The 22,119-nt window shown below is 67.8% G+C and carries 19 protein-coding genes; 17 read left to right on the top strand and 2 right to left on the bottom strand.

Annotation, left to right across the window (positions count from 1 at the left end; translation table 11 throughout):
• Positions 1–28: 28 nt before the first annotated feature.
• Positions 29–1,234, bottom strand: a complete 1,206-nt coding sequence (locus tag C3942_RS02525) for an acetyl-CoA C-acetyltransferase (RefSeq protein WP_104228751.1) — start codon at positions 1,232–1,234, stop codon at positions 29–31.
• A gap of 197 nt (positions 1,235–1,431) precedes the next feature.
• Here C3942_RS02525 and C3942_RS02530 point away from each other — a divergent pair, with 197 nt between their 5' ends.
• The 15 genes from C3942_RS02530 (at position 1,432) to C3942_RS02600 (ending at position 19,525) form a co-directional block, all read left to right on the top strand.
• Complete coding sequence (locus tag C3942_RS02530) at positions 1,432–2,058, top strand: TetR/AcrR family transcriptional regulator (RefSeq protein WP_243393491.1); 627 nt, start codon at positions 1,432–1,434, stop codon at positions 2,056–2,058.
• A 225-nt stretch (positions 2,059–2,283) separates the two neighbouring features.
• A complete protein-coding gene (locus C3942_RS02535; RefSeq protein ID WP_104228752.1) occupies positions 2,284–2,979 on the top strand; it encodes an SDR family oxidoreductase in 696 nt (231 codons plus the stop codon).
• Positions 2,980–3,007: 28 nt separating this feature from the next.
• Complete coding sequence (locus C3942_RS02540) at positions 3,008–4,165, top strand: thiolase family protein (protein ID WP_104228753.1); 1,158 nt, start codon at positions 3,008–3,010, stop codon at positions 4,163–4,165.
• 24 nt (positions 4,166–4,189) lie between these two features.
• A complete protein-coding gene (locus tag C3942_RS02545) occupies positions 4,190–4,780 on the top strand; it encodes a TetR/AcrR family transcriptional regulator (protein ID WP_104228754.1) in 591 nt (196 codons plus the stop codon).
• 47 nt (positions 4,781–4,827) lie between these two features.
• The gene (locus C3942_RS02550) at positions 4,828–5,226 is read left to right on the top strand and encodes a DUF2721 domain-containing protein (RefSeq protein WP_104228755.1); all 399 of its coding nucleotides are present in this window, start codon (positions 4,828–4,830) and stop codon (positions 5,224–5,226) included.
• 227 nt (positions 5,227–5,453) lie between these two features.
• Complete coding sequence (locus C3942_RS02555) at positions 5,454–6,821, top strand: NarK family nitrate/nitrite MFS transporter (RefSeq protein ID WP_207765947.1); 1,368 nt, start codon at positions 5,454–5,456, stop codon at positions 6,819–6,821.
• A 152-nt stretch (positions 6,822–6,973) separates the two neighbouring features.
• Complete coding sequence (locus C3942_RS02560) at positions 6,974–7,534, top strand: ANTAR domain-containing response regulator (protein WP_104228756.1); 561 nt, start codon at positions 6,974–6,976, stop codon at positions 7,532–7,534.
• 241 nt (positions 7,535–7,775) lie between these two features.
• Positions 7,776–9,041 (top strand): alginate export family protein, encoded by a 1,266-nt coding sequence (locus C3942_RS02565; protein ID WP_165797291.1) that lies wholly within the window; start codon positions 7,776–7,778, stop codon positions 9,039–9,041.
• Between the two features lie 60 nt (positions 9,042–9,101).
• Positions 9,102–10,346, top strand: coding sequence for a CmpA/NrtA family ABC transporter substrate-binding protein (locus C3942_RS02570; RefSeq protein WP_104229003.1), 1,245 nt, complete (start codon positions 9,102–9,104; stop codon positions 10,344–10,346).
• Between the two features lie 12 nt (positions 10,347–10,358).
• Positions 10,359–11,252 carry a nitrate ABC transporter permease gene (gene ntrB / locus C3942_RS02575; protein ID WP_104228758.1) on the top strand — a complete coding sequence of 298 codons (894 nt, stop codon included), beginning with the start codon at positions 10,359–10,361 and terminating at the stop codon, positions 11,250–11,252.
• A gap of 94 nt (positions 11,253–11,346) precedes the next feature.
• Entirely contained in the window at positions 11,347–12,168 is an 822-nt protein-coding gene (locus tag C3942_RS02580; RefSeq protein ID WP_104228759.1) for an ABC transporter ATP-binding protein, read from the top strand.
• Positions 12,169–12,325: 157 nt separating this feature from the next.
• Positions 12,326–14,872, top strand: a complete 2,547-nt coding sequence (gene nirB / locus C3942_RS02585; RefSeq protein ID WP_207765949.1) for a nitrite reductase large subunit NirB — start codon at positions 12,326–12,328, stop codon at positions 14,870–14,872.
• Positions 14,873–15,153: 281 nt separating this feature from the next.
• Entirely contained in the window at positions 15,154–15,501 is a 348-nt protein-coding gene (gene nirD, locus C3942_RS02590; RefSeq protein WP_104229004.1) for a nitrite reductase small subunit NirD, read from the top strand.
• A gap of 96 nt (positions 15,502–15,597) precedes the next feature.
• Positions 15,598–16,824: an NAD(P)/FAD-dependent oxidoreductase gene (locus tag C3942_RS02595; RefSeq protein ID WP_104228761.1), complete on the top strand. Its 1,227-nt coding sequence runs from the start codon at positions 15,598–15,600 to the stop codon at positions 16,822–16,824.
• A gap of 13 nt (positions 16,825–16,837) precedes the next feature.
• On the top strand, positions 16,838–19,525 hold the full coding sequence (locus C3942_RS02600; protein ID WP_104228762.1) for a nitrate reductase: 2,688 nt from the start codon (positions 16,838–16,840) through the stop codon (positions 19,523–19,525).
• A gap of 80 nt (positions 19,526–19,605) precedes the next feature.
• Here C3942_RS02600 and C3942_RS02605 read toward each other — a convergent pair whose 3' ends face one another.
• Entirely contained in the window at positions 19,606–20,430 is an 825-nt protein-coding gene (locus tag C3942_RS02605; RefSeq protein WP_104228763.1) for a uroporphyrinogen-III synthase, read from the bottom strand.
• A 60-nt stretch (positions 20,431–20,490) separates the two neighbouring features.
• On the opposite strand from C3942_RS02605, the gene mobA reads away from it, so the two are divergent.
• A complete protein-coding gene (mobA, locus tag C3942_RS02610; RefSeq protein ID WP_104228764.1) occupies positions 20,491–21,135 on the top strand; it encodes a molybdenum cofactor guanylyltransferase MobA in 645 nt (214 codons plus the stop codon).
• Complete coding sequence (gene moaA, locus C3942_RS02615; protein ID WP_104228765.1) at positions 21,128–22,117, top strand: GTP 3',8-cyclase MoaA; 990 nt, start codon at positions 21,128–21,130, stop codon at positions 22,115–22,117. Before mobA ends, moaA begins: the two co-directional genes overlap by 8 nt.
• Positions 22,118–22,119: the final 2 nt, after the last annotated feature.

Below are 22,119 nucleotides of genomic sequence, written 5' to 3' on the forward strand. Positions count from 1 at the left end.
CGGCAGGCCGGCTCCCACAGGAGTTCGGTTAGAGACGCTCGATGATGGTGGCGATACCCATGCCCGCGCCGACGCAGAGCGAGGCCAGGCCGAACTGCTTGTCCTGGCGCTCCAGTTCGTCGAGCAGGGTGCCGAGGATGGCGCAGCCGGTGGCCCCCAGCGGATGGCCCATGGCGATGGAGCCGCCGTTGACGTTGACCTTGGCCGGATCGATGTCCAGGTCGCGCTGCGCGCGCAGCACCACGGCGGCGAAGGCTTCGTTGATCTCGAACAGGTCGATGTTGCCGGCATTCATGCCGGCGCGGGCCAGGGCCTTCTTCGAGGCCGGGCCGATGCCGGTGAGCATGATGGTGGGTTCCGAGCCGATCACCGCCGTCTGCACGATGCGTGCGCGGGGCCTCAGGCCCAGCTTCTTGCCGATCTTCTTGCTGCCGACCAGCATCAGCGCGGCACCGTCGACGATGCCGGAACTGTTGCCGGCGTGGTGCACGTGGTCGATCTTCTCGACGGTGGTGTACTTGCGCAGGGCGGTCGCGTCGAAACCCATCGCGCCCATCTGCTCGAAGGAGGGCTTGAGGCCCGCCATGCCCTCGACCGTGGCCTCGGGACGGATGAATTCGTCATGGTCCAGCACGACCATGCCGTTGAGGTCGCGCACCGGCACCAGCGACCGGGCGAAGCGGCCCTCGGCACGAGCCTTGGCGGCCTTCTGCTGCGACTGGACGGCGAAGGTATCGACATCCCTGCGCGAGAAGCCTTCCAGCGTGGCGATCAGGTCGGCGCCGATGCCCTGCGGCGCGAAGCCGGTCAGGTGGTTGACGCGCGGGTCCATGGCCCAGGCGCCGCCGTCGGAGCCCATGGCCCAGCGCGACATGCTCTCGACGCCGCCGGCCACCACCAGGTCTTCCATGCCCGACATGACCTTCTGCGCGGCGATGTTCACCGACTCCAGGCCCGAGGCGCAGAAACGCGATTGGGTGACGCCCGCGACGCTCTCGGCCCAGTTGGCGTAGAGCACGGCCACGCGCGCGATGTCCGCGCCCTGCTCGCCCACCGGCGTGACGCAGCCCAGCACCACGTCGTCGACCTTGGAGGTGTCGAGGTTGTTGCGCTGCTGCAGCGCCGTCAGCAGGTTGCCGACCAGGTGGATGGGCGTGACGCCGTGAAGGCTGCCGTCCTTCTTGCCCTTGCCGCGCGGCGTGCGCACCGCGTCGTAGATGAATGCTTCGCTCATGGAGACCTCGTTGCGGCGACTGGTAATTTAAATTACCATCAGCCGATCGGGAACGTGGATTGGCATGGCAGGGCAGAAGGCCCTGCCGGCTGGATTGAAAGCGGCCCGAGCTTACTGGCGTGCTCCCGCCCGGTCAATACGGCTGCGTATGGTGCACAGGCGTTTCCCTAGTAACAACCATTACTGAACAGTCGTATATGCGCAGAACCGAATCCGTGGTGGCCGACCGCGCGGGACTCGACCCCGAGACCCGCGCCCGCATCGAGCAGACCGTGCTCGACATCTTCTCCGAGCGCGAATTCCACCGCGTGGGCCTGATCGAGATCGCCCGCGGCGCCAATGTCTCCCTGCAGACGCTCTACAAGTACTACGGCAGCAAGGAAGCCCTGCTGTTCTCCTGCCTCGACGTCTGGCTCCAGATGCTGGCCGTGCGCATGCTCGATCACCTGCAGGGCATCGCCGACTACAAGGAGCGCCTGCGCAAGGTGTTCTGGGTGAGCCTGGACTTCTACGAGAAGAATCCCAAGGTGATGCAGTTGCAGATGAGCTCGGTGTACGTGAACACCTGGCGCAAGCAGGAGCACTACCACAACCCGGAGCTGTTCCACACCTTCATCAAGGTGCTGGCCGAGGGCCGCGAGCGCGGCATCCTGGCCGACGACGTGGACGAGAAGTACCTGCTCGACTTCGTCATGGGTTTCACCAACCGCCTGGTGCAGATGTACATCCACCGCGGCATGAAGGAATCGCTGACGGCCAATGCCGCACCCTTGTTCGAGATGATGTGGCGGGCGCTGGCGAAGCCCAGCCCGGAGCAGCGTTGAGGGGATCCGGCGTCGCGGGTGGGCGGCGGGAGTCAGCCGGCCCATCAACCTCCCGCCGGCATGGCCCCCAACGGTCGGAAGGCTCCTCTCCCGCTGGCGACTGCAGGAAGTCACCGTGGTATGAGGGAGAGGTGCCGGCATGTCCCGCGATATCGCAGGGCCCTTGATTCCATTGCATGACGCCCATAATATGATGATCATCATCCAAAGAGCAGGAGCGTCGCCATGAAGATCAAGGGTTCCGTCGCGCTGGTCACCGGCGCCAACCGCGGTCTGGGACTGGCTTTCGCCAAGGCGCTGCTGGCCGGCGGGGCGAAGAAGGTCTATGCCGCCGCCCGCGACCCTGCCACGGTCACCCTGCCCGGCGTGATCCCGGTGAAGCTCGACGTGACCAAGCCCGAGGAAGCCGCGGCGGCAGCGGCCGCCTGCAGCGACGTCAGCCTGCTGATCAACAACGCCGGCATCTTCCTGGGCGACGGCGACAACGCGGTCGAGGCCGAGGCCAATGCCCGCCGCCAGATGGACACCAACTACCACGGCATCGCCCACACCACGAGCGCCTTCGCCCCGGTGCTGGCCGCCAACGGCGGCGGCGGCATCATCAACATGCTGTCGGTGCTCAGCTGGGTCGCCCTGCCCGGCACCGGCGGCTACAGCGCCTCCAAGGCCGCGGCCTGGGCGCTGACCAACGCCACCCGCCTCCAGCTCAAGGCACAGGGTACCGCCGTGGTCGGCGTGCACGCCGGCTACATCGATACCGACATGGTGGCCGGCGTGGAGGCTCCCAAGGCCTCGCCCGCCGACGTCGCCGCCAGCGCCCTCGCCGCGCTGGAAGCCGGCCAGATCGAGGCCCTGGCCGACGACATCAGCCGGCAGGTGAAGGCGGGCCTCAACGCCCAGCCCCCGAGTTACGCCGGTTAACCCCCTTCCCCTTGCAGGAGAAACAGCCGTGACCCACGCCGTCATTGCCGGCTATGTCCGCACCCCCTTCCAGTTCGCGCGCAAGGGCCGCCTCGCCGGCGTGCGCCCGGACGACCTCGCCGCCGTGGCCATCAAGGCCCTGGTGGAGCGCTCCGGGCTCGACCCCGCCCTGATCGAGGACGTCGTCATGGGCTGCGCCTATCCCGAGGCCGAGCAGGGCAGCAACATCGCCCGCATCGCCGGCCTGCTGGCGGGCCTGCCGCAGTCGGTCGGCGGCGCCACCGTCAACCGCTTCTGCGGTTCCTCGATGAACGCCATCCACATCGCCGCCGGCCAGATCGCCATCGGTGCCGGCGAGGCCTTCATCTGCGCCGGGGTGGAGTCGATGACCCGCGTGCCGCAGGGCGGCTTCAACGCCTCCCCCAACCCGCGCTTCCGCCAGCCGGGCGTGGAGCAGCCGGAGTTCGAGGCCGAGGCCTACATCACGATGGGCGAGACCGCCGAGAACGTGGCCCAGCGCTACGGCGTAGCGCGCGCGGAGCAGGAGCAACTGGCGCTGGAGTCGCAGCAGAAGGCAGCGGCGGCGCAGGCACAGGGGCGCCTGGCCGGCGAGATCGTGGCGGTGCAGACCGCGGAGGGCGTCGTCGACAGCGACGGATGCCTGCGCCCGCAGACCACGCTGGAGGGCCTGGCGGCACTCAAGCCCGCATTCCGCGCCGACGGCAGCGTCACTGCCGGCACCGCCTCGCCGCTGACCGACGGCGCCGCCGCGGTACTGGTCTGCTCCGAGGACTTCGCCAAGAAGCATGGCCTGGAGATCCTGGCGCGCATCCGCGCGGTGGCGGTGGCGGGCTGCGGCCCCGAGGTGATGGGCATGGGCCCGGTGCCGGCCACGCGCAAGGCGCTGGAGCGGGCCGGCCTTTCGGTCGAGGACATCGACATCGTCGAGATCAACGAGGCCTTCGGCAGCCAGGCCGCAGCCTGCCTGCGCGAGTTGGGCATCGACCGCTCGAAGGTGAACCTGGACGGCGGCGCCATCGCCCTGGGCCACCCCCTGGGCGCCACCGGGGCGCGCATCACCGGCAAGGCGGCGCAGCTGCTCAAGCGCGAGGGCAAGCGCTACGCGCTGGCCACGCAGTGCATCGGCGGCGGCCAGGGCATCGCCACGATCCTGGAAGCGGCCTGAGGATACCGCGGGTAGGATCAGCCGATGCGCTACGACGCCGAACACAAGGAACGCACGCGCGCGCTGCTGCTGAAGGAGGCAGCGCGCGCGATCCGCGCCCAGGGTCCGCGAGGCGTCAGCGTCGCCGCCATCATGGGAAAGGCCGGGCTCACCCACGGCGGCTTCTACGCCCACTTCAAATCCAAGGACGAGCTGGTCGCCGAGGCGATGAAGGCGATGTTCGCGGACATCGAATGCAAGATCGACGAGTACACCGGACAGAAGCCGCCCGGCGAGGCGCTGGCAGGCTACATCGGCTTCTACCTGTCGCGACGCCACCGCGACGACCGCGCCCATGGCTGCCCCATTCCCGCGCTCTGCGCCGAGGCGCCGCACCTCTCCGGTGCCGCGCGCTCCGCCTTCGCGGCGGGCATCGAGGCGGTCTGCGCCCGCATGGCCGCCTTGCTGCAGGGGATCGGCACCCCCGCCCCGCGGCAGGCCGCCGCCTCACTGCTGGCCGAAATGGCGGGGGCACTGGGCATGGCGCGCGCCATGCCCACGGCGGAGCAGTCGGAGTTCCTGCTGGCCACCTCGCGCCGCTCGCTGCTGCTGCGTTTCGGGCTGCCGCCCCCCTAGGGGCGGCCAGCAAGGTACAGTGGCGCCGGATCCGAGCCCAAGGCGCCATGACCCCGCTGACCTACTCCACCCCCGGACTGCTGTTCCCGGCCATTTCCCTGCTGATGCTGGCCTACACCAACCGGTTCCTGGGACTGGCGAGCCTGGCGCGCCACCTGATCGCGCGTTACCGGGAGGAGCCGCATCCGCGCCTGCGCCTGCAGGTGGAGAACCTGCGGCTGCGCCTGGCGCTGCTGCGCCATACCCAGGCCCTGGGTGTGATGAGCCTGCTGGCCTGCACGGCCAGCCTGTTCGGAGTCCTGATCGATCACCAGCCCCTGGCGGTCGGCCTGTTCGCTCTGGCACTGCTGCTGATGCTGGCCTCGCTGGCGCTGTCGCTGCGCGAGATCCAGCTGTCGGTGCGCGCCCTGAACGTGGAACTCGACGACCTGGTCGAGCGAAGCTGAAACAGCAAGGTGCAGGACGGCACGCAAACGGTGCCCTCCTGCACCGCCATGTCGGTGCGCGGCGCACCTGCGCGGTGCGGCGGCGGAAAGCCACGGAGGCTCCCGCAGACTCAGGGCTGCTTCACAAGCTTCTGTCTTGAAACAGGAAACGCCAACATGGCAGGGACTTTTCCAGATTTGGCATAAGCATTGCGTCAGGCCGGTGCAAACCTCGCATCGAGCCTGCCATGATCGCTTCAGCCAAAGCCACCCGCATCAACCTCTTCAGCTTCGGCTCGCCGCAGATGCGCGCCTTCCATCTGACCTGGATGGCATTCTTCGTCTGCTTCTTCGCCTGGTTCGCCATCGCGCCGCTGATGCCGGTGATCAAGGGCGAGTTCGGCCTGACCAAGGACCAGATCGCCAACATCAACATCGCCGCCGTCGCGGTGACGATCATCGTGCGCCTGATCATCGGGCCGCTCTGCGACAAGTTCGGACCGCGCAAGGCCTATACCGGCCTGCTGCTGGTAGGGTCGATCCCGGTCCTGGGCGTCGCCTTCGCGCAGAACTACGAAACCTTCCTGTTCTTTCGCCTGTGCATCGGTGCGATCGGCGCCAGCTTCGTCATCACCCAGTACCACACCTCGGTGATGTTCGCGCCGAACGTGGTCGGCACCGCCAACGCGGCGGCTGCCGGCTGGGGCAACTCCGGCGGCGGCGTGACCCAGACGGTAATGCCGCTGGTGCTGGCGGCCATCCTCAGCTTCGGCGTGGAAAAGGCCTTCGGCTGGCGCCTGTCGATGCTGGTACCCGGCGTGCTGATGCTGGTCATGGCCTTCCTCTATTGGCGATACACCCAGGACTGCCCGGAGGGCAACTTCCAGGAACTGCGCGCCCAGGGCATCGAGATCACCGGCGGCAAGGGCGGCGGCTGGGCCAGCTTCAAGCAGGCCTGCGCCAACTACCGCGTCTGGCTGCTGTTCGTCACCTATGGCGCCTGCTTCGGCGTGGAGATCTTCATCCACAACATGGCGGCGCTCTACTACGTGGACAAGTTCGAACTGGACCTGAAGACCGCAGGCCTGGCGGCCGGGAGCTTCGGCCTGCTGGCGCTGTTCGCCCGCGCCCTGGGCGGCATCGTGTCCGACCGCGTGGCCAAGGCCAAGGGCCTGGACGGCCGCACCCTCCTGCTGTTCGCCCTGATCGTGGGCGAGGGCCTGGGCCTGCTGTGGTTCGCCTCGATGGACAGCGTGGGGATGGCGATCGTCGCGATGATCACCTTCGGCCTGTTCACCCACATGGCCTGCGGCGCCACCTATGCCCTGGTGCCCTTCATCGACCGCAAGGCCCTGGGCGGTGTCGCCGGCATCATCGGCGCGGGCGGCAACGTCGGCGCGGTGGCGGCGGGCTTCCTGATGAAGGGGACCGGCGACGCCCAGCAGACCCTGCACATCCTGGGCATCTGCGTGACGATCTCGGCGGTCTGCGCCATCGCGGTGCGCTTCAGCAGCGAACACAAGTCGCGCGAGGAAAAGCTCTACCAGGAAGCGCTCGCCGCCCGTGCGGCCGCCCAGGCGGCCGCGCCGGCCAGCGCGGAACCCCAGGCGGCCTGATCCCAAGCGGTACCGAGGCGCATGGCGCTGTTCTTGCGAGCAGCGATTCATGCGCCCTTTTTCGTGGGCGTAGACAGGTAGCAGTTACCGGACCGCGCAATGGCGCGCGGCCCAGCGGGAAGGAACAGGAACGCGCAACGTCGCGCTGACCCATGAGAGTACTGGTTGTGGATACGCGCCCCGAGCAGGCGGAGGCGCTGGAGAAGGTCCTGGTCGAGGGCGGCTTCGAAGTGCTTGGATTCGTGGCCGGAACCTCCGACATTTACAAGCACACGCGCGAGCTGCAGCCGGACGCCGTCATCATCGCCGCGGATTCGCCGGCGCGCGACAGCCTGGAGCACCTTGCACTGATTGCGCGCAACACGCCCAAGCCGATGGTCATGTTCGCCACCAGCGCGGACCACGACATGATCCGCGAGGCCGCCCTGGCCGGCGTCAGCTTCTACGTGGTGCCCCAGCTCTCGCCGATCGCGGCGCGCTCACTGGTGGAAACCGCGGTGGCGCACTTCAATGGCACACGCCAGCTGCAGCGCGACCTCGAAACGGCGCGCCAGCGCATGGAGGAGCGGCGCACGATCGACCTGGCCAAGTGCCGCCTGATGGAGCGCGAAAAGCTCGGCGAAGCCGGGGCTTACAAGCGCATGCAGCGCATGGCGATGGACTCCGGCATGAAGCTGGTCGAGGTCGCCCGCGACATTCTCGGAAAGGCCTAGCCAAGGTTGGCACGCCGCTTGCTCATCTGATTCCACTGTCGAGGCGGTGCCGCGAGGCGCCATCCCAAGGGCGGGCGAACCTCAGACATCAACAGCTATGCAGTTCGGGCAATGGCGCCTGTGCGGGAGACCGCGCAGGCGCCTTTTTTATTTTCCGGTCAACGCCGACCGGGCCAAGTCACTGGGGACTTAAAAAATGCAGCGTTGCAGCAGCAGGGAGTCGTTTGTCCGCAAAACCTTGATGGCCCTGGCCATCGCCCACCTCGGCCTGTCGGCGGCGGCCGCGGCGGATCCTCTGGAAAACCTGCCGTACGCCATATCCGGCGGCACACCGAATCTCGACATGCGACTGCGCTACGAGAATGTGGACCAGACCAACCCGGCGACCAAGACCGAGGACGCCAAGTCGCTGACCCTGCGCAGCCGCCTGGGCTATACCACGGGCAAGTGGAACGGGCTCGATGCCCAGCTGGAATTCGAGAACCTCAGCGCTCTCGGCGAAAAGGACTACGACGACACCAGCAACTCGGCCGGCAAGCCGGAGTACCCGGTCGTCGCCGATCCCGAGGGCAACGAGGTCAACCAGGCCTGGCTCCGCTACGCCGGCCCGCTGAAGACCACCGTCAAGTACGGCCGCCAGCGCATCGTCTTCGACAACGCGCGCTTCATCGGCAATGTCGGCTGGCGCCAGCGCGAGCAGACCTACGACGGCGTGCTGCTGACCAACACCTTCCTGCCCAAGACGACCTTCGACTACGCCTGGGTCTCGAACGTCAATTCCTTCCGGTCCTGGAACTCGGCCACCGCGCCGGACGTGGACAACAACCGCGACGTCAAGGCGCAGTTCATCCACTTCAACTACACGCACTCCAAGGCCCTTTCTGCCAGCGCCTACGGCTACCTGCTCGATTTCGAGCCGCCGCTGGCGCCGGAAGCCAGCGCCACCGCGGACTCGCGCACCATCGGCCTGCGTGTCAGCGGCACCGTCCCGGTGCAGGACTACGGCGTCAGCTATGCCTTCGAACTGGCCCGGCAGTCCGAGTACGCCGATTCCACCGATCTGGTGGACGCCAGCTACCGCCTGGCGGAACTGGGGCTGGCCTACAAGCAGGTGGCCGGGGTGAAGCTCGGCTATGAACTGCTGGGCAGCAACGGCGGCGCCTACGCCTTCCAGACCCCGCTGGCGACGCTGCATGCCTTCCAGGGCTGGGCCGACCTCTTCCTGGTCACGCCGGCCGCCGGCATCAAGGAGTTCTACGTGATGCTGACCGGCACCGTGGAGAAGGTCGCCCTGACCGCACGCTGGAGCAAGTACGACGCCGACGAGGGCAGCAACGACTACGGCGACGAGATCAACCTGCAGGCCACCCGCCCCTTCAACGACCAGATCGGCATTGGCCTGAAGTATGCGAAGTACAGCGGGGAGGACGACGCACCGGTGGCGGCGGCCTCAGCCATCCGCGGCGACGTGACCAAGTACTGGGCCTGGGTCGAATACAAGTTCTGACCGCAGCCGAATCCCCAAGGAGACAAAGACGTGAACCTTATCGAACGATCCGCGGCGGGCATGAACAACGCCGAGCTGTCGCGCCGCGATTTCCTCAAGCACACCCTGATGGCCGCCGCCGGCATCGCCGCCGGCGGGTCGATGGCCGTGCCGTCCCGGGCGATGGCGGCCGACATCGGCCCCATCGAGAAGCCGGACCTGACCATCGGCTTCATCCCACTGACCGACTGCGCCAGCGTGGTGATGGCTTCCGAACTGGGCCTGTTCAAGAAGTACGGCCTCAACGTCACCGTATCCAAGGAAGCGAGCTGGGCGGCGGTACGCGACAAGCTGGTGCTGGGCCAGCTCGATGCCGCCCATGTGCTCTATGGCCTGGTCTACGGCGTGCAGCTGGGCATCGGCGGCCCGAAGAAGGACATGGCGGTGCTGATGGGCCTGAACCACAACGGCCAGGCCATCACCCTGTCCAACAAGGTGAAGGAGGAAGGCGCCGTCAACGGCGAGCAGCTGAAGAAGCTGGTGGCGCAGAAGAAGCGCGAGTACACCTTCGCCCAGACCTTCCCCACCGGCACGCACGCCATGTGGCTGTACTACTGGCTGGCGGCCAATGGCGTCGATCCGATGAAGGACGTCAAGACCATCGTCATCCCGCCGCCGCAGATGGTGGCGAACATGCGCGTCGGCAACATGGACGGCTACTGCGTGGGCGAACCCTGGAACGCGCGCGCCATCTTCGACAAGATCGGCTTCACCGCCACCACCACCCAGGGCATCTGGAAGAACCATCCGGAGAAGGTGCTGGGCACGACCAAGGAGTTCGTGACCAAGTACCCGAACACCGCCAAGGCCATGATCTGCGCGGTGCTGGAAGCGTCCCGGCATATCGACGCGATGGCCAATCGCGCCAAGGTCTCGGAGATCATCGGCGGCAAGTCCTACGTCAATGCGCCCCCGCCGGTCATCCTGGGCCGCATGCAGGGCAAGTACGAGGACGGCCTGGGCAAATCCTGGCAGGACCCCGACTACATGAAGTTCTACAACGACGGCGAGGTGAACTTCCCCTACCTGTCGCATGGCATGTGGTTCCTGACCCAGCATCGCCGCTGGGGCCTGCTCAAGCAGGACGTGGATTACCTGGCCGTGGCCAAGCAGATCAACCAGGTCGATCTCTACACCGCCGCGGCCAAGAGCATCGGCGTGCCGGTGCCCGCCAACCCGCTGAAGACCGAAACCCTGTTCGACGGCACCGTCTTCGATCCCGCGAAGGCGGCGGCCTATGCGACCGGGTTCGCGATCAAGGCCTGAGCCGGAGAGACCATGAGCGCCGTCATCCGCCTGCAAGCCGTGGAGCCCGACACCGTGACCACCGCCCCCGCCGCCGCCAACACCCCGCCGCCGCCAGAATCCGGCCCGAGCCGCGCCTCCCGCATCGCGGGAGGCCTGGCCGCGGCCGGCAAGGCCGTGCTGCCGCCGATCATGGGCCTGGCCGTGCTGGTGGGCGTCTGGGCCCTGGTGTCCACGTTTTCCGACTATCTCCCGGGACCGCGTGCCACCTTCCTTGCCGCCGTCGAGCTGTTTTCGGATCCGTTCTACGTCGCGGGACCGAACGACATGGGCATCGGCTGGAACGTGCTGAAGTCGCTGGGCCGCGTGGCGCTGGGCTTCGGCCTGGCCGCCCTGGTCGGAATCCCGCTGGGCTTCCTGCTGGGCCGCTTCTCGCTGCTGTCCAAGGCCTTCAACCCGGTCATCAGCCTGCTGCGGCCGGTATCGCCGCTGGCCTGGCTGCCGATCGGCCTGGCGGTGTTCAAGGCGGCGGACCCGGCGGCGATCTTCGTGATCTTCATCTGCAGCATCTGGCCGATGATCCTCAACACCGCGATGGGCGTGGCCGCGCTGCCGCAGGACTACATGAACGTGGCGCGCGTGCTGCAGCTCTCCGAGTGGAAGATCTTCACCAAGATCCTGCTGCCGGCCACCGTGCCCTACGTGCTGACCGGGGCCAAGCTGGCGCTCGGCATCGCCTGGCTGGTGATCGTGGCCAGCGAGATGCTCACCGGCGGCGTCGGCATCGGCTTCTGGGTCTGGGACGAGTGGAACAACCTCAACATGAGCCACATCATCGTCGCCATCGTCGTCATCGGCTCGGTGGGCCTCGCGCTCGAAGCCGGCATGGCGAAGCTGGCCCAGCGCTTCGATTACCGCCATCAATGAAAAGCCCGGCGGAAGCCGGCTCCGCCGGCGATCCCCTCTCCTTTCACCGGAGAGCCGGCTTCCGCCCAGGCCTCGAACCCAACGGAGTTCACCCATGACCCCTTATCTGCAGGTCGACCACGCCTCGGTCGAGTTTCGTACCCCGCGCGGCCTGTTCCGCGCCCTGGACAACGTCAACTTCAAGGTCAGCGAGGGCGAGTTCGTGTCGCTGATCGGCCACTCGGGCTGCGGCAAGTCCACCGTCCTCAACCTGATCGCCGGCCTGGTGGAACCCACCGCCGGCGGCGTGGTGCTCAATGGCCGCGAGGTGGCTGGCCCGGGTCCGGAGCGCGCCGTCGTGTTCCAGAACCATTCGCTGCTGCCCTGGCTGACCGCCTACGGCAACATCCACCTGGCGGTGGAGAAGGTCTTCGGGGCCCAGGAGACCGCCGCCCAGCTGAAGGCGCGCACCGAGGCCGCGCTGGAACTGGTGGGCCTGGCCAAGGCCCGCGACAAGCGTCCGCACGAGCTCTCCGGTGGCATGAAGCAGCGCGTCGGCATCGCCCGCGCCCTGGCGATGGAGCCGAAGGTGCTGCTGATGGACGAGCCCTTCGGCGCGCTCGACGCCCTGACCCGCGCCAACCTGCAGGACTCCCTGATGGAAATCCAGGCCAAGCTGAAGTGCACCGTGGTGATGGTCACCCACGATGTCGACGAGGCCGTGCTGCTGTCGGACCGCGTGGTGATGATGACCAACGGCCCGGCCGCCACCATCGGCGAGATCCTCGACGTGAAACTGCCGCGCCCCCGGCAGCGCCTGAAGCTCGCCGAGGACGGCGAATACCACCGCGCCTGCGCGGCGATCCTGCGCTTCCTGCACCAGGGCGGCGCAGAGCGCGGGCATGCCGGTGCAGCGCTTGCACTGGCAGTGGGCTGATCAATGCCCTCCGCCAGGGCCCCGACGCCCCAGGCCGGCGCAGGCTTCCGCACCAGCTTGACACATCGCATCCACTTAACAACAAAAAATCAGCCACTTATAAGTGGCATGTTGTTTGCTTATTTTTAGTTACCCAAAAGAAGGACGAGGCAAGATGGTGCAGAAGCAGAAAATCGTGGTGATCGGCCATGGCATGGTCGGCCACAAGTTCCTGGAGTCGCTGGCCGAAGCCGGGCTGCCGAACCTGGAAGTGACGGTGCTCTGCGAGGAGCCGCGCCCCGCCTACGATCGCGTGCATCTGTCCGAGTTCTTCGCCGGCAAGTCCGCCGAGGATCTGTCGCTGGTGGCGCCGGACTTCTTCGGCCGCGATGGCCTGCTGCTCAAGCTCAACGCCCGCGCCAGCGCGATCGACCGCGCCATGAAGACCATCACGGTCTCCACCGGCGAGACCCTGCACTACGACAAGCTGGTGCTGGCCACCGGCTCCTATCCCTTCGTGCCGCCGGTGCCGGGCAAGGACCGCAAGGACATCTTCGTCTACCGCACCATCGAAGACCTCGAGGGCATGAAGGAATGCGGCGCCCGCTCCAGGACCGGCGTGGTCATCGGCGGCGGCCTGCTGGGCCTGGAATGCGCCAAGGCGCTGCGCGACATGGGCCTTCAGACCCATGTCGTCGAATTCGCTCCGCGCCTGATGGCGGTGCAGGTCGACGACGGTGGCGGCCGCACCCTGCGCCGCAAGATCGAGGAACTGGGCGTCACCGTCCACACCCAGAAGAACACCGTCGAGATCGTCGATGGGGAGGCCGGCACCCACCGCATGAAGTTCGCGGACGGCAGCCATCTGGACACCGACATGATCGTGTTCTCCGCCGGCATCCGCCCGCGCGACGAACTGGCCAGGGCCTGCCAGCTGGGCGTCGGCGAACGCGGCGGCATCGTGATCGACAACTTCTGCCGCACCCTGGACCCGGACGTCTACGCCATCGGCGAATGCGCCCTGTGGTCGGGCCGCATCTTCGGCCTGGTGGCCCCGGGCTACGACATGGCCCGCGTCGCCGCCAAACACCTGCTGGGCCAGGTCGCCGAGTTCACCGGCGCCGACATGAGCACCAAGCTCAAGCTGATGGGCGTGGACGTGGCCAGCATCGGCGACGCCATGGGCAACACCCCGGGCAGCCGCGTCTACCAGTTCAACGACGAGCGCAAGCAGGTCTACAAGAAGCTGGTGGTGTCCGAGGACGGCAAGTACCTGCTCGGCGGCGTGCTGGTGGGCGATGCCGAGGAATACGGCACCCTGCTGCAGATGATGCTCAACAAGATGGAGCTGCCGGAATCGCCGGAGTTCCTGATCCTGCCGGACTCCGGCGGCAGGAAACCGGCGCTGGGCGTGGACAAGCTGCCCGACTCCGCCCAGATCTGTTCCTGCAACAACGTTTCCAAGGGCCAGATCTGCGCGGCGGTCTGCGAGGGCGCCACGTCCATCGGCGCCATCAAGAGCGCGACCCGTGCCGGCACTTCCTGCGGCGGCTGCGTGCCGCTGGCCACCCAGGTCATGAAGGCCGAGATGAAGAAGCAGGGCATGGCGGTCAACAACCATGTCTGCGAGCACTTCCCCTATTCGCGCCAGGAAATCTACCACCTGGTGCGGGTTGGCCAGATCAAGACCTTCGAAACCCTGCTGGAGAAGCACGGCAAGGGCCTGGGCTGCGACATCTGCAAGCCGGTGGCCGCCAGCGTCTTCGCTTCCTGCTGGAACGACTTCGTGCTCAAGAAGGAGCACGCGGCGCTGCAGGATTCCAATGACTATTTCCTGGGCAACATCCAGAAGGACGGCACCTACTCCGTGGTGCCGCGCATGCCCGGCGGCGAAGTCACCGCCGACGGCCTGATCGCGGTGGGCCAGGTCGCCAAGAAGTACGGCCTCTACACCAAGATCACCGGCGGCCAGCGCGTGGACCTGTTCGGCGCCCGACTGGAGCAGTTGCCGCTGATCTGGGACGAGCTGATCGCCGCCGGCTTCGAGACCGGCCATGCCTATGCCAAGTCCCTGCGCACGGTGAAGTCCTGCGTCGGCAGCACCTGGTGCCGCTATGGCGTCGACGATTCGGTGGGCCTGGCGATCGAGATCGAGAACCGCTACAAGGGCCTGCGCGCGCCGCACAAGCTCAAGTTCGCCGTGTCGGGCTGCACCCGCGAATGCGCCGAGGCGCAGGGCAAGGACGTCGGCATCATCGCCACCGAGAAGGGCTGGAACCTCTACGTCTGCGGCAACGGCGGCATGAAGCCGCGTCACGCCGAGCTGATCGCCAGCGACCTCGACAAGGCCACCCTGGTCCGGTACATCGACCGCTTCCTGATGTTCTACGTGCGCACCGCCGACAGGCTGCAGCGCACCAGCACCTGGCGCGAGAACCTCGAGGGCGGCCTGGACTACCTCAAGGGCGTCATCATCGACGACAAGCTCGGCATCGCCGCGGAACTGGAAGCCGAGATGCAGCACGTCGTCGATACCTACGAGTGCGAGTGGAAGAAGGCGGTCACCGATCCCGAGTCCCGTAAGCGCTTCCGCACCTTCGTCAACAGCGACAAGGCCGACAGCAACGTCGTCTTCATCGAGGAGCGCGGCCAGATCCGGCCGGCGACGCCCGAGGAGAAGAAGTCGAAGCTGGAAAGCATCCCCGTCGTGGTGAAGGCGGCATAGAGCCTATTCATGAGTCAGACGCACACGCGTTGCCGCCAGAAATCGCGCCAGGCAAGTCGGCCGATGCGAGGTTTGGTGGTTCCAGACAAGCAGCGGTCGACGCCCCATGGCGCGATTTCCGGCGCAACCCGGAGGGACGGGGCCATTTTCGCGCCCCGCGTTCCCTATCGCCGCTTATGCACTTCGAGTACACCGCGCGTCGATAGGGGCAGCGGGACACAAAAGTGGCACGCCGTCGCGTGCGCATCTGAATCATGAATAGGCTCTATAGGAACATGAACATGGATGGCGACCGCAACGTGAGCACCTGGGTCCCGGTCTGCGCCGTTGAAGATATCGTGCCGAACACCGGCGTCTGCGCCCTGGTCGGCGAGGAGGCCGTGGCGGTGTTCCGCGTCGGAACGGGTGAGGGAATCTTCGCGATTTCCAACTATGATCCGAACTCGGAGGCCTCGGTCCTGTCCCGCGGCCTGATCGGCAGCCTGGGCGATCGCGTCGTCGTCGCCTCTCCGATCTACAAGCACCACTTCGATCTGAAAACCGGCGAATGCCTGGAAGCACCCGAGCACTCCGTGCGAGCCTACCCCGCGCGCATCGAGAACGGGCAAATCCTCGTCGCCGCACACTGAGCACCCAAGCGGGAGGTCGTCCCGCCGCGCGGACCGTTATCAAAGGGCCGGTATCGTGCGACGGACGATTCTCCCGCCGGGGGGCAACAGGAACCCATGAGCACTTCGAAGCCAAAGCTTGCGGTGGTCGGCAACGGCATGGCGGGCATGCGCACCGTCGAGGAGCTGCTGAAGCTCGCTCCCGATCTCTACGACATCACCGTGTTCGGTGCCGAGCCGCACGGCAACTACAACCGCATCCTGCTGTCCCCCGTCCTCGCCGGTGAAAAGACCGTCGACGACATCATGCTGAACACGCGCGAGTGGTACGCCAAGAACGGCATCACCCTGCATGCCGGCGACCCGGTGGTGAAGATCGACCGCCCGCGCCGCACCCTGTACTCGAAGTCGGGCGTGGAACTGCCGTACGATCGCCTGCTGCTGGCCACCGGCTCCAAGCCCTTCATCATTCCGGTGCCGGGCCACCAGCTGCCGGGCGTGATTGCGTTCCGCGACATCCAGGACGTGGAAACCATGCTGGAAGCGGCCCGCAACCACCGGCATGCGGTGGTGATCGGCGGCGGCCTGCTGGGCCTGGAGGCCGCCAACGGCCTGCTGCGCCAGGGCATGGACGTGACCGTGGTTCACGTCATGGACAGCCTGATGGAGCGCCAGCTCGACAAGCCGGCCGCGGCCCTGCTGAAGACCTCGCTGGAGCGCAAGGGCCTGCGCATCATGCTCAATGCCAATACCGCGGAGATCGTCGGCCCCGACCGCGTCACCGCGCTGCGCTTCAAGGACGGCAGCGAGATTCCGGCCGACCTGGTGGTGATGACCGCCGGCGTGCGCCCCAACATCGATCTCGCCAGGAGCGCCGGCCTGCAGTGCGACCGCGCGATCATGGTGGATGACACCCTCCAGACCTTCGACCCGCGCATCTACGCCGTGGGCGAATGCGTACAGCATCGCAAGGCCCTGTTCGGCCTGGTGGCACCGATCTGGGACCAGGCGCGCGTCTGCGCCACCCACCTCGCCGGCTTCGGCCACTCGCGCTACGTGCAGCAGGCCACCGCCACCAAGCTCAAGGTCACCGGCGTGGACCTCTACTCGGCCGGCGATTTCATCGGCAACGCCGACAGCGAGGACTTGGTGATGCGCGATCCGCGCCGCGGGGTCTACAAGCGCCTCGTGCTGAAGGACAACCGCGTGATCGGCGCCGTGCTGTACGGCGACGTCAAGGACGGCCCCTGGTACTTCGAGCTGATCCAGAACAAGACCGACATCGCCAGCCTGCGCAGCCGCCTGCTCTTCGGACAGGCCTACTGCGAACCGCGCGCCGCCTAGAACGACCCAAGACGTGACCTTGCCCGCCCCCCTTTCCGCCGCCGCCACCACCTTCACCACCTGCCCGTACTGCGGCGTGGGCTGCGGGGTGAAGGCCAGCACCCGCCCGGACGGCCAACTCGACGTCGCCGGCGACGAGGGCCATGGCTCCAACTACGGCAAGCTCTGCGTGAAGGGCTCGGCGCTCGGGGAGACGGTGGACCTGCACGGCCGCCTGCTCTACCCGAAGGTGGACGGGCAGCGCGTCAGCTGGGATGCCGCGCTGGATCGCGTGGCCGGCGGCCTGCGGCGCATCATCGACCAGCATGGCCCCGACGCGGTGGCGCTGTACGTCTCCGGGCAGTTGCTGACCGAGGACTACTACGTCGCCAACAAGCTGATGAAGGGCTATGTCGGCACCGCCAACATCGACACCAACTCCCGCCTGTGCATGTCCTCCGCCGTGGCCGGGCACAAGCGTGCCTTCGGCGAGGACCTGGTGCCGGTCTGCTACGAGGACCTGGAGCAGTCCGACCTCGTCGTGCTGGTGGGCTCCAACACCGCCTGGTGCCATCCGATCATCTTCCAGCGCATCGCCAAGGCCAAGGAAGCACGGCCGGAGATGAAGCTGGTGGTGATCGACCCGCGCCGCACCGCCACCTGCGAGCTGGCCGACCTGCACCTGCCGGTCAAGGCCGGCACCGATGTCTGGCTGTTCAACGGCCTGCTGTCCTTCCTGCACCAGCATGGGGTGATGGACACCGGCTTCGTCGAGCGGCATACCGCCGACCTGGCGCGCACCATGGCCATCGCCGACAACACCGCCGGCGACGTGCGCTCCGTGGCGCGCGCCTGCAGGATCGGGGAGGCCGACCTGCTGGAGTTCTACCGGCTGTTCGCCCGAACCGAGAAGGTCATCACCGCGTTCTCGCAGGGCGTCAACCAGTCCTCCGCGGGTACCGACAAGGTCAACAGCATCATCAACTGCCACCTGCTGACCGGCCGCATCGGCCGGCCCGGCATGGGCCCCTTCTCGATCACCGGCCAGCCCAATGCCATGGGCGGCCGAGAGGTCGGCGGCCTGGCCAACATGCTGGCCGCGCACATGGAGCTGGGCAACGCCCGGCACCGCGACATCGTCCAGGAGTTCTGGGACTCGCCTCGCATCGCCGACAAGCCGGGCCTCAAGGCGGTGGACCTGTTCAAGGCGATCGAGGAAGGCAAGGTCAAGGCCGTGTGGATCATGGCGACCAATCCGGTGGTCAGCCTGCCGGACGCCGACCAGGTCAAGCGCGCGCTGGAGAAGTGCGAGTTGGTGATCAGTTCCGACATCATCGAAAAGACCGACACCAACGGCTTCGCCCATGTGCTGCTGCCGGCGCTGGGCTGGGGCGAGAAGGACGGCACCGTCACCAATTCCGAACGCCGCATCTCGCGCCAGCGCCGGTTCCTGGCCGCGCCCGGCGAAGCCCGCGCGGACTGGGACATCATCTGCGACGTGGCCCGGCGCATGGGCTACTCCGGTTTCGGCTTCGAGGATGTCCATGCCGTGTTCGACGAGCATGCCCGCCTGTCCGCGTACCGCAACGAGGGCAGCCGCTGCTTCGACCTCGGCGGGCTCGTCGGGCTGGGCGCCGCGGGATTCGACGCGCTGGCACCGGTGCAATGGCCGGTGACCGCCTCCGGCGGCACCGCCCGGCTGTTCGAGGACGGGCGCTACTTCCATGCCGACGGCAAGGCCCGTTTCGTGCCGACTCCGGTGCGCGCGCCGGCCCATGCGCCGGACGAGCAGTATCCGCTGATCCTCAACACCGGCCGCGTGCGCGACCAGTGGCACACCATGACCCGCACCGGCAAGTCGCCGAAGCTGGCCGACCACATCCCGGAACCCTTCGTGGACATGCACCCGCAGGACGCGCTGCTGTCCGGCGTCCGTGCCGGGGAGCTGGCCCGCGTCGCCACCCGCTGGGGCTCGCTGGTGGCGCGCGTGCAGCACGGCGGCGGCATCCCGCGCGGCAACGTCTTCGTGCCGATCCACTGGAACGGCCAGTTCGCCTCCGATGCCCGCGTCGGCAGCCTGGTGAACCCGATCGTGGACCCCATCTCCGGCGAGCCGGAGTTCAAGCACACGCCGGTGCGCGTGGAGGAATTCCGCGTGCTCTGGCACGGCTTCGTGCTATCGCGCCACGAACTGGCGATGGAGAACACCACCTGGTGGACGCGCATCCAGGGACGCCAGTTCCTGCGCTACGAAATCGCCGGCCGCGACAAGTCGCTGGACCGCAGCCCCTGGGCGCGCAGCCTGTTCGGTGCCGAGGGCCCGGAAGCGGACTGGATCGAGTACGAGGACCGCAGCGCCGGCGTCTACCGCGCCGCACTGGTGGTGGAGGACCGCATCGAATGCTGCGTATTCATTTCGCCGCGCCCCGACCTGCCCTCGCGCGCCTGGCTGGCCAGCCTGTTCGTGAAGGAGCAGCTGGAGGAGATCGACCGCGTCGGCCTGCTGGTGGGCGAGCCGCTGGAAAAGGGCGCGGATACCGGCCCCACCGTCTGCTCCTGCTTCGGCGTGGGCCGCAACACGATCTGCGCGGCGATCCGCGACAAGAACCTCAAGACCCCTGCCGAGATCACCGGCTGCCTCAAGGCCGGCGGCAACTGCGGCTCCTGCGTGCCGGAGCTCAAGAAACTGCTGGCGGAAGTCCGCGCGACAGAAGCGGCTTGAGACCTGGCGGGAGCGGCCCTGGCCGCGATTCGACGGTGCGGAAAAGATCGCGGCCGAGGCCGCGCCCACGACCTATGCGCCTATCGCCCCAATTTCTCGACCAATGCCTGCGTCAGCGGCTTCATGTAGAAGCTGTCGGCCGGTATCACCTGGCTGTCGATGCCGCGGGCCGCCAGCAGGTCCGCTACCACCGGCCCCACCGAGGCCACCACCACCCGGCGCAGGCCGCGCAGCAGCGCGTCGTGCCGGCCCGAGCCGTCGGCCACGCGGAACAGCCGCTCCACCTGCTGCATGCTGGTGAAGGCGATCGCATCCAGTTCACCCAGGTCCAGGCGATCGATCAGCGCCAGCACCTCCGCATCGGCCGCGGCATCGGCGTAGACGTAGGGAGCCACCGGCAGCACTGTCGCCTCCGCCACCCGCAGGTGCTCCATCAGCGGCAGGTTGGGCTCGGCACCGTAGAGCTGCACGCCGACGCGGCGCCCCTCCAGATGCAGTCCGCGCAGCAGGTCGATCACGCCGGCCGTGGTGGCCGGCTCGGCCATCAGTTCCGGCCGCAGGCCCAGTTCCCGCAGCACCCGCGCCGGCTTGGGCCCGCGCGAAATCTTGCGCACCTGCCCCAGGCGGGCGACGAAGGGCTCGCGCAGGGCCGGCTCGTGGCGCTCGATGGCCCCCAGCAGCCGCCGCAGGCCCTCCCCGGTGAACAGGATCAGGTCGTCGCAGGAGCCGGCATTGAAGGCGCGGATCCAGGCCAGGACCGGCGCCGGGTCCGGGGCATCGAGGATGTCGATCAGCGGGCAGCGCAGGACCTGGGCGCCGCGGCGCTCCAGCAGGCCGGCGAAAACGTCCAGCTCGCGCGATTCGGGCACCGCGATCCGGCGGCCTTGGAGATTGACTTCATTCATGTTTTTGCTGCTTGGGTTCGGGTAGTACGGCGACCCGGCCTTCGGATGTAGGATGCGCCGGTGAGCCAGCACCTGCACAGTGTAGCGGCCAGCCCGCTGAACGTGACGGCCGCGATCCTCGCCGGCGGCCGCGGCGAGCGGCTGGGCGGCGCCGACAAGGGCCTGGTCCGCCTCGCCGGCGTCCCGCTCTACCGTCGCGTGCAGGCCGCCTTGGAGCGGCAGGCGGGTGCTATCCTGATCGTCGCCAACCGCCATCTCGACGAATACGCCGATTCAGGACTCACCGTGGTATCCGATCCCTGGCCCGATTTCCGCGGTCCCCTCGCCGGCATGTTCGCCGCGCTGGAGGCTTCGCGGACCGACTGGCTGCTGACCGCTCCCTGTGACGCGGCGCGGCTGCCGGGGGACCTGCTGGCGCGGCTGCGCCGGGCAGTGGACACCGGTGGCGCCCGGGCGGCCTACGCCGTCGCGGACGGCGATGCCCAGTATGTCTGCAGCCTGCTGCGCCGGGACCTGGCCGCGGCGTTGCACGAAGCCCTGGACGCCGGCGAGCGAGCCCCCAGGCGCTGGCTGGCCGACATCGGTGCCGTCAGCGCCGACTTCACCGACGCCGAACCCACGCCGGTCTGGAGCATCAACACTCCCGCCGAACTGGAAGCCGCCGAGCAGTATCTTTCATCGTCCGGGGAATCCTGCCATGGCTGACGGCGGCCGCCGCCCCGCACTCGTCGACCAGCATGGCCGCGCCAAGCACAAGCTGCGCCTGTCGCTGACCGACCGCTGCAACTTCCGCTGCCGCTACTGCATGCCGGAAGAGCCGCGGTGGATTCCCAAGCAGCAGTTCCTGACGCGCCTGGAGCTGCGCAGCCTGGTCGCCGAGTTCGTGCGCCTGGGCATCCGCAACATCCGCCTCACCGGTGGCGAGCCCCTGCTGCGCCCGGACCTGGCCGGGATCGTCGCGGACCTCAACGCGCTGCGCCCGCTGGGCCTGGAACGCATCTCCATGACCACCAACGGCTCGCGCCTGGCCGAGGCCCTGCCCGAGCTGCGCCGCGCCGGCCTGGACGACCTGAACATCAGCCTCGACAGCGTCGACCCGCAGCGCTTCCGCGACATGACCGGCGCCGAGCTGTCGCCCGTGATGGCCGGCATCGACACTGCCTTGGCCCTGGGCATCCCCTTCAAGCTCAACAGCGTGCTGGTGCGCGGCCACAACGAGCAGGACATCCTGCCGCTGACCGCCTGGTCCAAGGAGCGCGGCATGCCGCTGCGCTTCATCGAGTACATGCCGCTGGATGCGCCGGGCCGCTGGCAGGCCGATGCGGTCATCGGCGAACCGGAGCTGCTGGAGACGCTGCGCACCCGCTACCGGGTGGAGCGCCTGCCGCGCAGCGAGGATCCGGCCACGCTCTACACGCTGGACGGCGACTACCGGCTGGGCGTGATCTCCACGATCAGCAACCCCTTCTGCTCGAGTTGCGACCGGCTGCGGCTGACCGTGCGCGGCGAGCTCTACACCTGCCTGTTCGCACGCCAGGGGACGCCGCTGGCGCCCCTGCTGCGCGAGGGCAGCCCGACCGAACTCAGCAGCCGCATCGCCAGCGCCGTCTGGAACAAGGAAGCCGGCTATGCCGCCCACCGCGGACCGGTGGAGCGGCCCATCACCATGCATACCCTCGGAGGGTAGCT

Origin of the sequence: Solimonas fluminis (assembly GCF_002930645.1) — a bacterium.
Lineage (GTDB): Bacteria > Pseudomonadota > Gammaproteobacteria > Nevskiales > Nevskiaceae > Solimonas_A > Solimonas_A fluminis.